A 12,773-nucleotide genomic window follows, 5' to 3' on the forward strand; every position below is an offset into this window, starting at 1 on the left:
AAAAGGGGGAGATGGGGTTGCAACAACAGTTAGACTTAGACGGACGATCGTTTATTAAAGGCGTCCATGTCGGTACAATTTTTCATAACGAAGACAATTTATATTCTGTCATTCGTGTGCGTGTGGAAGAAACAAATGAACCGCATATAGAAAAAGATGTTGTTGTGACAGGCTATTTCCCTTTGCTGGGCGAGTATGATACATATACGTTTTTTGGCTCATTTAAAGAACATCCGCGCTTTGGGAAACAATATGTTGTCGATCATTTTCGAAAAGAGTTTCCTGAAACGAAAGAAGGAGTGATTCAATATTTATCGGGCGGAATGTTTAAAGGGATTGGTAAAAAAACAGCAACTGCCATCGTTGAAACGTTAGGTGAGCGAGCGATTTCAAAAATATTAGAAGATCCCGACGTGCTTGCGAACGTACCGAAGCTAACAAAAGCAAAGGCGAAGCAGCTATATGAGACGTTGCGCGAACATGAAGGATTAGAACAAATTATGATCGCTTTATCGCAATTTGGCTTTGGACCTCAATTATCGATGAAAATTTATCAAGTGTACAAAGATGAAACGTTACAAATCATTCGCACAAATCCGTATCAACTGGTGGAAGATGTTGAAGGAATCGGATTTGGACGTGCAGATGATCTCGGCTTGCAGCTTGGCATTTCTGGTAATCATCCTGATCGTATTCGGGCAGGTTGTTTATACGTCATTGAACAACATTGCATGCAAGAAGGACATGTGTATATGACGTATGAACAGCTGCTTACAGAAGTAAAACAACTGTTAGAAGCAAAACGTCAAGAACTTGTCGATGTCGCTTGCATTTCCCGTGAAATGGTCCATTTATCTGAAGAAGGAAAGTTAATTGTTGAAGAAGATCGTTTTTATATCCCTTCGTTATATTTTGCGGAAAAAGGCATCGTGTCAAACGTCAAGCGGCTATTGCAACAATCCGATATGTCAACATTTTCTGAAGCGGAATTTTTGCTTGCGCTTGGTGAATGGGAAGAAGAAGCAAACATCCAATATTCGCAAAAACAAAAAGAGGCGATTCAACAAGCGCTTTGTTCCCCGTTGTTCATTTTAACGGGCGGACCAGGCACAGGAAAAACGACGGTCATTAACGGTATCGTTCATTTATTCGCCAAGTTGCACGGGCTATCGCTTGATCCTGTTAGCTATGATGCGGACGAGCCGTTCCCCATTTTACTTGCTGCTCCAACTGGACGAGCAGCGAAGCGAATGACGGAATCGACTGGCTTGCCGGCGATGACGATCCATCGTTTGCTCGGCTGGAGTGGCGACGGGTTTCAACGCGGGGAAGACGAACCGATTAGCGGAAAGTTGTTAATTGTCGATGAAATGTCAATGGTCGATACGTGGCTAGCGAATCAGTTATTAAAGTCTGTTCCATCATCCATGCAAGTCATTTTCGTTGGCGATGAAGACCAATTGCCGTCTGTCGGACCGGGACAAGTGTTAAAAGACTTACTTCGTGCCAACGTCATTCCGACCGTTCGCTTGACAGACATTTATCGTCAGGCAGAAGGTTCGTCGATCATTTCCCTTGCCCATGCGATTAAAGATGGAAACATTCCACATGATTTGACGATCCCTCAAAAAGACCGCTCGTTTATTCGTTGTACGAGTGCCCAAGTCGTTGACGTTGTAAAAAAAGTAGCTGAAAATGCGAAGCAAAAAGGGTATCGGGCGAAGGATGTTCAAGTGCTCGCACCGATGTATCGCGGTCATGCAGGAATTGATCGACTCAATGAGACGCTACAACAATTATTTAATCCAAAACATGATCATAAACGAGAGCTTACGTTTGGCGATGTCGTTTATCGCGTAGGCGATAAAGTGTTGCAGCTAGTCAATCAGCCGGATGAAAATGTGTTTAATGGAGACATCGGCGAGATTGTTGCCATTTTTTATGCAAATGAAAATGTGGAAAAACAAGATCTCGTCGTCGTTTCGTTTGATGGAAATGAAGTGACGTATCCGAAACAAGAATTGCACCAAATTACGCACGCATATTGTTGTTCGATTCATAAATCGCAAGGAAGCGAATTTCCGATCGTCATTTTGCCTGTTGTAAAAAGTTATTATCGCATGTTAAGGCGCAATTTATTATACACAGCCATTACGCGCAGTAAGCAATATTTAATTTTATGTGGTGAAGAAGAAGCGTTCCAACTCGGGGTCATGCGAACAGATGACGGAACGAGACAAACGACGTTATACGAAAAATTAACAGCGATCATTTCGCCTGAACAACAGTTACTTCCGATGGAAGATGCAAACATCGGAATGGAAGGTGTTACCCCGTATGACTTTATGGAAAATGACGCAACATAATGATGGACACACACATATCGGCACGCTTCTTTTTCAATGATGTATGTTTTCGTAAAAAAATGACAAAGATAGAAGAAAAAATAAAGAGGAGTGTGTTCTTTATGTTAAAGTGTCCGAATTGTCAAAGTAAAGATTTGGGTAAAATCGGCGTTAATCAGTATTATTGCTGGAATTGCTTTATTGAGCTAACCGTTCAAAAAGGAATGATTTATACGCACCAAGTCGAAGAAGATGGAACGCTTAGCTCGCTTGACGATTTGTTTAGCGAACGCGAACGAACTTTGTTTTCGTAATGAAAGGAGAATGACGATGAATCGAACAATCGCTTCTTTAATTGCGATCGGTGCAGGAGTGGCAGCGTATCAATTAGCGCAACGAAACGGTGGCATGAACATGCGCAACGTGAGAAAAGTCGGCAAAAAAATGTTGCGTCCATTTATGTAGCGAAAAACGGCAATCTCATTTGAGGTTGCCGTTTTTTGTATAACATCTTCTATTTGTCCTCACACTATAGAAGTAAAGGAGGGATTAGTTTGGAACATCCGCATCTTCATTTTTTCGTTCGCTTAACGAAAATGTTATTAGTTTTAATTTTTATTTACTTCGTTGTGAAACTCAAATCTGTATGGCTACCATTTTTACATATGTTTATTAAAATTATAACTCCTTTTCTTATCGCAGCGTTCATTACATACTTATTGCATCCTGTCGTTGAATACGTCCACAAACGAGGCATGCCGAGAGCGCTTGCCATTCTTGCCATTTATGCACTATTTTTTGGTGGAATCGGTTTTGCTATTTACAAAGGGGCACCGTTGTTCATTGCTCAGCTAGAAGATTTAAATAAAAGCTTACCGATATTTGTTCGTACGTATGAACAATGGACGAATTATATTCATGAAGAAACAGCCACATGGCCTTATGATGTCCATCAACGCATTGAGGCGATGATGACAGAAGCGGAGTCATTTATTAGCGAGGCGGTTACAGGTGCGATTATTGGAGTGAAACAACTCATTAATCGAATCATCATCTTTTTTATTATTCCTTTCATTGCGTTTTACATGTTAAAAGATGTGGAGCTTATTAAAAAAGCAGCGTGGGAATGGACTCCGAAAAAATGGCGCCATAAAGGTATGCAATTTTTACGCGACGTTGATCAAACGCTCGGTGGATATATTCGTGGACAATTGTTCGTCTGTTTTTTGATCGGAACGGCTGCTGCGCTTTCGTTTTGGCTTATTGATATGAAATATCCGCTTTTGGTTGGCATGATCATCGGGGTTACAAATGTCATCCCGTATTTCGGACCAATTATTGGATCTATTCCAGCGGCGATTATTGCTGCAACCGTATCAGTAAACAAACTGCTTCTTACTGTTGGAATCGTCTTTTTATTGCAGTTCATTGAAGGAAACATTTTATCCCCGCTTATTGTAGGGAAAAGCGTACATTTACATCCGCTTATTATTATGTTTTCCCTATTTGTTGGTGGGGAAATCGGTGGCATCATCGGTTTAATTGTTGCTGTTCCGATCGTTGCGATTGCTAAGGCGACATTTGTACACATTCGCTCGTTGAAAACAAATTGACAAAAAAAAGGGGCTTGTCTATAATTTTCACAAGAGTGATACATAAAAAACGATGACGGATCGAGTATGTTACAGTCCATCTTAAAGCGCTTTTGGCGCACAGAGAGGAATTTCCGTGGCTGAAAGAAATTCCAGATGAAGAGTAACAGAACGCTAATCCTGAGTGCAGGCAAACCCTGCCGACGAAGCCACGTTACGGCGGTTGAGGTGATGGACGTTTTGTCCATAAACAGGGTGGTACCGCGAGCAAGCTCTCGTCCCTGAGCAGGGATGGGAGTTTTTATATTTTTATAAGGGAGGAAGGAAACGTGAAGAAGCTAACATCTGCTCAAGTTCGTCAAATGTTTTTAGACTTTTTTAAAGAAAAAGGTCACGCTGTTGAGCCGAGCGCATCGCTTATTCCGATTGACGATCCGTCATTGTTATGGATCAATAGCGGTGTCGCAACGTTAAAAAAATATTTTGATGGCCGCGTCATTCCAGACAATCCGCGCATTTGTAATGCGCAAAAATCAATTCGTACAAACGACATTGAAAACGTCGGAAAAACGGCGCGCCACCATACGTTTTTTGAAATGCTCGGAAACTTCTCGATCGGCGACTATTTTAAACGAGAAGCAATTCATTGGGCATGGGAGTTTTTAACGAGCGAAAAATGGATCGGTTTTGATCCGAACCGTCTTTCTGTGACAATTCATCCAGAAGATGAAGAAGCGTTTGACATTTGGCATAACGAAATTGGATTGCCAGAAGAACGCATTATTCGATTGGAAGGAAACTTCTGGGATATCGGGGAAGGTCCGAGCGGTCCGAACACAGAAATTTTCTACGACCGCGGGGAACAATTTGGCAACGACCCGAACGATCCAGAATTATATCCGGGTGGAGAAAACGAACGTTATTTAGAAGTATGGAACCTCGTCTTTTCGCAATTTAACCATAACCCTGACGGTACATATACACCGCTTCCTAAGAAAAACATTGATACGGGCATGGGATTAGAGCGGATGTGCTCGATTTTACAAGACGTTCCGACAAACTTTGATACCGATTTATTTATGCCAATTATTCGCGCAACAGAACAAATTTCAGGTGAAACATATCGTACAAATGCCGAAAAAGACGTGGCATTTAAAGTCATCGCAGACCATATCCGCACCGTAACGTTTGCGATTGGAGACGGCGCGCTTCCATCAAACGAAGGACGCGGTTATGTGTTGCGTCGTTTATTGCGCCGTGCCGTTCGCTATGCGAAACAATTAAACATTCAACGTCCATTTATGTATGAGCTCGTTCCGGTTGTCGGTGAAATTATGGTTGACTATTACCCGGAAGTGAAAGAAAAAGCATCGTTCATTCAAAAAGTAATTAAAAATGAAGAAGAGCGCTTCCATGAAACGTTAAATGAAGGACTTGCAATTTTAGCAAGCGTCATCGAAAAAGAAAAACAACGTGGTAGCGATACAATTAGCGGTGAAGATGTATTCCGCTTGTACGACACATACGGCTTCCCTGTGGAATTAACGGAAGAGTATGCGGAAGAAGAAGGAATGAAAGTCGATCACGGCGGTTTTGAACGTGAAATGGAGCGCCAGCGCGAACGGGCACGTGCTGCACGTCAAGATGTTGATTCGATGCAAGTCCAAGGCGGCGTATTAGGCGACATTAAAGTAGAAAGCACGTTTGTCGGTTATGACCAGCTTTCTGTTTCTTCTGTTGTCGAAGTAATCGTAAAAGACGGACAACTTGTCAATGAGGTAAGCGAAGGACAAGAAGCGCAATTGATTTTACGTGAAACGCCGTTTTATGCAGAAAGCGGTGGACAAATTGCTGACCGCGGTTGGATTGAAGGTGAAACAGGAAAGGCGTACGTGAAAGACGTGCAAAAAGCGCCAAACGGCCAACATTTACATCATATTGTCGTTGAACATGGCACCATTCAAACGAACGGCACGTACACCGCGCGTGTTGATGAAGCTGCGCGTGTCGATATTGTGAAAAATCATACAGCGACGCATTTGTTGCATCAAGCGTTAAAAGATGTGCTTGGTGTGCATGTGAACCAAGCTGGTTCGCTTGTTGCTCCAGATCGTTTACGTTTTGACTTTACGCATTTCGGTCAAGTAAAGCAAGAAGAGCTCGAGCAAATTGAAGCGATCGTTAACGAGCAAATTTGGCGCAATCTCCCTGTTGCGATTGAATATAAACCGCTTGATGAAGCAAAAGCGATGGGGGCGATGGCGCTATTTGGTGAAAAATATGGTGACATCGTGCGCGTCGTGCAAGTAGGCGATTACAGCCTAGAGCTTTGCGGTGGCTGCCATGTGAAAAATACAGCCGAAATCGGTTTGTTTAAAATTGTTTCTGAATCGGGCATTGGGGCAGGTACACGTCGGATTGAAGCAGTTACAGGAAAAGCTGCGTATCGTTTAATGAATGATCAAATTGCATTATTAAAAGAAGTAGCGGAAAAATTAAAAACGAATCCGAAAGATGTGTTAACGCGCATCGATACACTCATGAACGATATGCGCGAATTGCAACGTGAAAATGAATCGCTTGCTGCCCGTTTAAGCCATATGGAAGCAGAAAATTTAGTGAACCAAGTAAAAGAAGTAAACGGTGTTCCACTTGTCACAAGTAAAGTGAACAACGCCGATATGAACAGCTTACGTGCGATGGTCGACGATTTAAAACAAAAATTAGGTTCAGCGATCATTGTACTTGCTTCTGTACAACAAAATAAAGTAAACTTAATTGCTGGTGTCACAAACGACTTAATCGACCGCGGTTATCACGCTGGAAAACTCATTAAAGAAGTGGCGACGCGTTGCGGTGGCGGCGGCGGTGGCCGAGCGGATATGGCACAAGCGGGCGGAAAAGATGCGAATAAAGTAGATGAAGCACTTAAATTTGTCGAACAGTGGGTAAAATCTGTTTAATAAACGGTGGAAATCGTGTACAATGGATGTAAGGATGGATATGCCAGATTTCGTGGAACGTGAGAGTGGGGTGCAAAAAAACGGTGAGTTCGTTTGATAACACAATGCAATTTAACTTCTCGGAAGAACCGATGGACGTCGATGTTCGGGAAGTATTGCTTGCCGTATACGACGCATTACAGGAAAAAGGGTATAACCCAATTAACCAAATTGTCGGCTACTTGTTGTCTGGTGATCCAGCTTACATCCCTCGTCATAAAGATGCCAGAAACATGATTCGCAAAGTCGATCGCGACGAATTAATTGAAGAATTAGTGAAATTCTATTTACGAACACATCGTGAGGAATAGACAGATGCGTATTTTAGGATTAGACTTTGGAACGAAAACGCTCGGCGTTGCCGTAAGCGACGAGTTAGGATGGACGGCTCAAGGCATCGAGACGATTCGTATCGATGAAGAAAACGGTGAATATGGCTTTGACCGTTTGCGGCAATTGATTGAGCAATATGCGGTCGAAGAAATCGTCATCGGGTTTCCGAAAAATATGAACGGCACCATCGGACCGCGCGGCGAGGCGACACAACGCTTTGCCGAACAAGTGAAACAAACGTTTTCACTTCCTGTCGTCTTGTGGGATGAAAGACTGTCCACCATGGCGGCAGAACGAATGTTAATCGCTGCGGACGTTAGTCGAAAAAAACGTAAAAAAGTGATTGACAAAATGGCTGCGGTGATGATTTTACAATCTTATTTGGACCATAAACAATTGAGGTGAACATGATGGAACACGGTGAAAAACACATTACAGTCGTTGACGAAGACGGCAACGAACAACTTTGCGAAGTACTATTTACATTTGAATCTGAAGAATTCGGAAAATCTTACGTTTTGTACTACCCAATCGGTGCAGAAGAAGATGACAACGAAGAAATTGAAATTCACGCATCTTCTTTTATCCCAGGAGAAGATGGGCAGGCAGGAGAATTGCAGCCGATCGAAACAGAAGAAGAATGGGATATGATCGAAGAAATGCTAAACACATTTCTCGGTGAAGAGGAAGAAGACGAAGAATAAGAGGCTGACTATGCGTCAGCTTCTTTTTTTTATTTATGTCGTGTCGGTGTTTGTAGTATAATGTGAAAAGTGAGGGAGGATGACGTATGTTACAAGAACATGAAGCGAAGACGGTGCGAAAAATTGTCCTATACATTACAGCACCTTTGTTATTGTTGATAATTGCCGCATGCATTGGCTTATTTGTATATATTCGTTCCGCATTGCAGCCTGTGGATCCGAATGATAGAACGCCGATTCAAGTAGACATTCCGATCGGCTCATCCATATATACGATTGCCAACATATTAGAAAAAAACGGCATAGTGAAAGATGCAACGATTTTTCGCTACTATGTAAAATTTAAAAACCATGCCGATTTTCAAGCGGGTAATTATACATTTACAAAAGCAATGACGTTAGCACAAATTGCTGAACAACTAAAAACAGGAAAAGTCGTGAAAGAAGCGAAGCTAAAAATAACGGTTCCAGAAGGAAAACAACTGACACAAATTGCGACGATCATTTCACAAAAAACGGGCTATTCGACCGAAGAGATTATGGCGAAACTAACAAATCGTTCATATATCGAGGAGTTAGTGGAAAAATATCCTTCTGTTTTGACGTCCGACATTTTCAATAAAAACATTCGTTACGCATTAGAAGGATATTTATTCCCAGCGACATATTCGTTTACAGAAGAAAAACCTTCGCTTGAAGAAATGATTGAAACCATGGTTGCGAAAACGGAAGAAGTATTAGCAAAATATACAGAAGACATGGAAACGCGTGGCTTGACCGTCCATCAATTGCTAACGATGGCGTCACTTATTGAAGAAGAAGTAACGGAAAAAGCAGATCGCGAAAAAATCGCAAGCGTGTTTTACAATCGATTAGAAAAAGGTATGCCATTACAAACAGACCCGACTGTTTTATATGCGCTCGGACAGCATAAATCGCGTGTATACTACAAAGACTTAGAAGTAAACTCGCCTTACAATACGTATATGCATAAAGGGCTTCCGCCAGGACCGATTGCAAACGCAGGCGAAGCATCGATTCAAGCGGCTCTTCATCCAGCGGAGACGGACTATTTTTACTTTTTAGCGACGCCAGCGGGAGATGTCATTTTTACAAAAACACTTGACGAACATAATCGCGAAAAGGCAAAATATATCGGAAAGCAATAAAACGTTCGCTTTTTGTTTTGATTTATGGTAGTATATATAAAGTTATGGATCGTGATGAAACAAGAGTTCAATTCGTTTGAACTCTTGTTTTTGCGAGGAGGACAGTTCGTTGGTAAATGAGGAAATGATTCATTATTTAGAACGATTACTACCAAAAAAAGAAGAAGCGATCGTAGCGATGGAACAATATGCACATGAACATCATGTGCCGATTATGGATGCGCTCGGCATCGAAACGATGTTGCACATTTTAAAACTTGTTCAACCGACGCGCATTTTAGAAATTGGCACCGCGATCGGATACTCCGCCATACGCATGGCAAAAGCGTTGCCAAATGCGCACATTGTTACGATTGAACGAGATGAAATGCGCTATAAACAAGCGCTTGTTTATGCAGAACAAACGAATACAAAAGCACAAATGACGTTATTGTTTGGCGATGCGCTTCATATAAGCGATGAAGTAAAAAAACATGCTCCGTTTGATGTATTGTTTATTGACGCGGCAAAAGGACAATATCGCCGCTTTTTTGAGTTGTACGAGCCGCTATTAAGCGAGCGAGGAATTATTATAACGGATAACGTACTATTCAAAGGGCTTGTAGCAACAAACGAACCGATTGAACAAAAACGCATTCGTCAGCTTATCAAAAAAATTCAAACATATAACGAATGGCTGATGGCGCATCCACGCTATGAGACAGTCATCATTCCGATCGGTGACGGAATGGCGATATCGAGAAAAAGAGGTGAATGACATGAAAAAACCAGAATTGCTTGTTACGCCAACGAGCGTGGCGCATATTGAACAACTCGCACAAGCAGGAGCGAATGCTGTCATCATTGGTGAACAACGGTACGGCTTGCGTTTAGCAGGTGAGTTTTCACGTCAAGATGTGATCGATGCGATGCAAGTCGCCCGAAAAAACGATGTACGTGTATATGTGGCAATGAACGCACTTTTTCATAATGACAAAGTTGATGAACTGAGCGACTATGTCCGCTTTTTAGCAGAGCAACAAGTCGATGCGATCGTGTTTGGCGACCCAGCTGTCTTAATGACAGTACGGGAAGTCGCACCGCATATGAAACTTCATTGGAATACAGAAACGACAGCGACAAACTGGTACGCTTGCAACTATTGGGGACGAAAAGGGGCAAAACGCGCCGTTCTTGCCCGCGAGTTGAATATGGAAGAAATCATTGATATTAAAAATCATGCGGAAGTGGAAATTGAAGTGCAAGTACATGGAATGACATGCATGTTCCAATCGAAACGTTCTCTCATCGGTAACTATTTCGAATATCAAGGCAAGTTTATGGAAATTCAACAAATGAAATACGCAAAAGGGCTCTTTTTGTACGACAAAGAACGCGACAACAAATACCCGATTTTCGAAGATGAAAACGGTACGCACATTATGAGCCCTAATGATATTTGCATTATTGATGAACTTGAAGACATGATTGACGCCAAAATCGATAGCTTTAAAATTGACGGCGTCCTTCATGAGCCAGATTATATTACAGAAGTAACGAAATTATATCGCCGCGCCATTGATTTATGTGCAGAAAATCGCGAGCAATACGAAGAGGAAAAAGGTGAACTGCTTGCGCGCATTGAAGCGATTCAACCACAACATCGCCCGTTAGACACCGGCTTTTTCTTTAAAGAAACGGTATATTAAACGAAAAGGAGGGAGCCTTCATGAGCATATCACAAATTATCAATGGCAAGCGCGTCATTGTGAAAAAACCAGAGTTGCTTGCTCCTGCTGGCAACTTAGAGAAGTTGAAAGTGGCTGTTCATTATGGAGCAGACGCTGTCTTTATCGGCGGACAAGAATACGGTCTTCGTTCAAATGCCGACAACTTTACGCTTGAAGAAATGGCGGAAGGTGTGCAATTTGCGAAAAAATATGGCGCAAAAATTTACGTGACGACAAACATTTACGCACATAACGAAAACATTCCGGGGCTTGAAGATTATTTGCGCGGTTTAGAGCGTGTTGGTGTGCATGGTATTATCGTCGCTGATCCGCTCATTATTGAAACCGCACGTCGCGTTGCACCAAAGTTAGAGGTGCATTTAAGTACGCAACAGTCGCTTACAAACTGGAAAGCGGTGCAATTTTGGAAAGAAGAAGGGCTTGAGCGTGTTGTTTTAGCACGCGAAACGAGTGCGGAAGAAATTCGCGAAATTAAAGAAAAAGTCGATATTGAAATCGAAACATTTATTCACGGTGCAATGTGTATTGCATATTCTGGTCGCTGTGTATTAAGCAACCATATGACTGCGCGCGATTCGAACCGCGGCGGTTGTTGTCAGTCGTGTCGCTGGGATTACGATTTGTACAAGCTCGAAGGAGACCGTGCCATCGCATTGTTTGATGAAAACGACGATCCGTTTGCGATGAGCCCGAAAGATTTAAATTTAATTCAATCGATTCCAAAAATGATTGAGCTCGGTATTGATAGTTTAAAAATCGAAGGGCGAATGAAGTCCATTCATTACGTCGCAACCGTCGTTAGCGTGTATCGCAAAGTCATTGATGCTTACTGTGCAGACCCTGACAATTTCGTCATTCGCAAAGAGTGGCTAGATGAGCTCGATAAATGTGCGAATCGTGACACCGCGCCAGCCTTTTTTGAAGGTGTTCCAGGCTATAAAGAGCAAATGTTTGGCGTTCATAGCAAAAAGACGACGTACGATTTCGTCGGTCTTGTGCTTGACTATGACAAAGAAACAGGCATCGTGACGTTGCAACAGCGCAACTTCTTTAAACCAGGCGATGAAGTGGAATTTTTCGGACCTGAAATTGAAAACTTTACACAAGTCATTGAAACGATTTGGGATGAGGAAGGAAATGAGCTTGATGCTGCTCGTCATCCGCTCCAAATTGTTCGTTTTAAAGTCGATCGCGAAGTTTTCCCATACAACATGATGAGAAAGGGGCACTAACATGAGGAAGAAACCGGTTGTCATCGGAGTTGCAGGCGGCTCCGGTTCGGGGAAAACGACCGTTACGAAAGCCATTTATGAACATTTTCAAGGACATTCCATTTTAATGCTCGAACAAGATTTTTATTATAAAGATCAAAGCCACTTGCCGTTTGAAGAGCGATTAAAAACAAATTACGATCATCCGCTCGCTTTTGATAACGATTTACTCATCGAGCATATTAACAAGCTTTTAAATTATGAGCCGATTGATAAACCTGTATACGACTATACGCTTCATACGCGTTCAAACGACGTTATTCGCGTCGAACCGAAAGATGTCATCATTTTAGAAGGTATTCTTGTATTAGAAGACGAACGATTGCGCAACTTAATGGATATTAAAGTGTACGTTGATACCGATGCTGACATTCGCATCATTCGTCGCCTATTGCGCGACATTAAAGAGCGCGGACGCACGCTTGAATCAGTCATCGAGCAATATGTAAACGTCGTGCGTCCAATGCACAATCAATTTATTGAACCGACGAAACGGTATGCCGACATTATCATCCCAGAAGGCGGTCATAATCACGTTGCTATCGATTTAATGGTTACAAAAATTCAAACGATTCTTGAACAAAAGTCTATTTTGTAATACCATAGCATAGATAATATGTAAACTTT

The 12,773-nt window shown here is 42.1% G+C and carries 13 protein-coding genes; all 13 read left to right on the forward strand.

The window, feature by feature from the left end; genetic code table 11:
- The first annotated feature begins 11 nt into the window (after window positions 1–11).
- The 13 genes from recD2 to udk all read left to right on the forward strand — a co-directional run bounded on the left by recD2 (window position 12) and on the right by udk (window position 12,744).
- Window positions 12–2,366, forward strand: coding sequence for an SF1B family DNA helicase RecD2 (gene recD2 / locus NSS60_RS04320; RefSeq protein WP_128356394.1), 2,355 nt, complete (start codon window positions 12–14; stop codon window positions 2,364–2,366).
- Window positions 2,367–2,467: 101 nt separating this feature from the next.
- Window positions 2,468–2,659: a hypothetical protein gene (locus NSS60_RS04325; RefSeq protein WP_192948199.1), complete on the forward strand. Its 192-nt coding sequence runs from the start codon at window positions 2,468–2,470 to the stop codon at window positions 2,657–2,659.
- A gap of 10 nt (window positions 2,660–2,669) precedes the next feature.
- Window positions 2,670–2,810 carry a YrzQ family protein gene (locus tag NSS60_RS04330; RefSeq protein WP_081253600.1) on the forward strand — a complete coding sequence of 47 codons (141 nt, stop codon included), beginning with the start codon at window positions 2,670–2,672 and terminating at the stop codon, window positions 2,808–2,810.
- An 89-nt stretch (window positions 2,811–2,899) separates the two neighbouring features.
- A complete protein-coding gene (locus NSS60_RS04335; protein WP_340720670.1) occupies window positions 2,900–3,958 on the forward strand; it encodes an AI-2E family transporter in 1,059 nt (352 codons plus the stop codon).
- A 308-nt stretch (window positions 3,959–4,266) separates the two neighbouring features.
- Window positions 4,267–6,900: an alanine--tRNA ligase gene (alaS, locus tag NSS60_RS04340; protein ID WP_340720671.1), complete on the forward strand. Its 2,634-nt coding sequence runs from the start codon at window positions 4,267–4,269 to the stop codon at window positions 6,898–6,900.
- Between the two features lie 83 nt (window positions 6,901–6,983).
- Window positions 6,984–7,250: an IreB family regulatory phosphoprotein gene (locus NSS60_RS04345; protein ID WP_035020016.1), complete on the forward strand. Its 267-nt coding sequence runs from the start codon at window positions 6,984–6,986 to the stop codon at window positions 7,248–7,250.
- Between the two features lie 4 nt (window positions 7,251–7,254).
- The gene (gene ruvX, locus NSS60_RS04350) at window positions 7,255–7,677 is read left to right on the forward strand and encodes a Holliday junction resolvase RuvX (protein ID WP_004889317.1); all 423 of its coding nucleotides are present in this window, start codon (window positions 7,255–7,257) and stop codon (window positions 7,675–7,677) included.
- A gap of 5 nt (window positions 7,678–7,682) precedes the next feature.
- Entirely contained in the window at window positions 7,683–7,976 is a 294-nt protein-coding gene (locus NSS60_RS04355; protein ID WP_004889318.1) for a DUF1292 domain-containing protein, read from the forward strand.
- Between the two features lie 86 nt (window positions 7,977–8,062).
- Window positions 8,063–9,145 carry an endolytic transglycosylase MltG gene (gene mltG / locus NSS60_RS04360; RefSeq protein ID WP_340720672.1) on the forward strand — a complete coding sequence of 361 codons (1,083 nt, stop codon included), beginning with the start codon at window positions 8,063–8,065 and terminating at the stop codon, window positions 9,143–9,145.
- Window positions 9,146–9,254: 109 nt separating this feature from the next.
- Window positions 9,255–9,902 (forward strand): O-methyltransferase, encoded by a 648-nt coding sequence (locus NSS60_RS04365; protein WP_340720673.1) that lies wholly within the window; start codon window positions 9,255–9,257, stop codon window positions 9,900–9,902.
- Between the two features lies 1 nt (window position 9,903).
- A complete protein-coding gene (locus NSS60_RS04370; RefSeq protein ID WP_340720674.1) occupies window positions 9,904–10,833 on the forward strand; it encodes a peptidase U32 family protein in 930 nt (309 codons plus the stop codon).
- A 20-nt stretch (window positions 10,834–10,853) separates the two neighbouring features.
- Complete coding sequence (locus tag NSS60_RS04375) at window positions 10,854–12,107, forward strand: peptidase U32 family protein (protein WP_340720675.1); 1,254 nt, start codon at window positions 10,854–10,856, stop codon at window positions 12,105–12,107.
- Between the two features lies 1 nt (window position 12,108).
- Window positions 12,109–12,744: a uridine kinase gene (gene udk, locus NSS60_RS04380; protein WP_004889324.1), complete on the forward strand. Its 636-nt coding sequence runs from the start codon at window positions 12,109–12,111 to the stop codon at window positions 12,742–12,744.
- The last annotated feature ends 29 nt before the right edge of the window (window positions 12,745–12,773 follow it).

The organism is Anoxybacillus sp. FSL W8-0382 (assembly GCF_038003845.1).
GTDB lineage: Bacteria > Bacillota > Bacilli > Bacillales > Anoxybacillaceae > Anoxybacillus > Anoxybacillus flavithermus_G.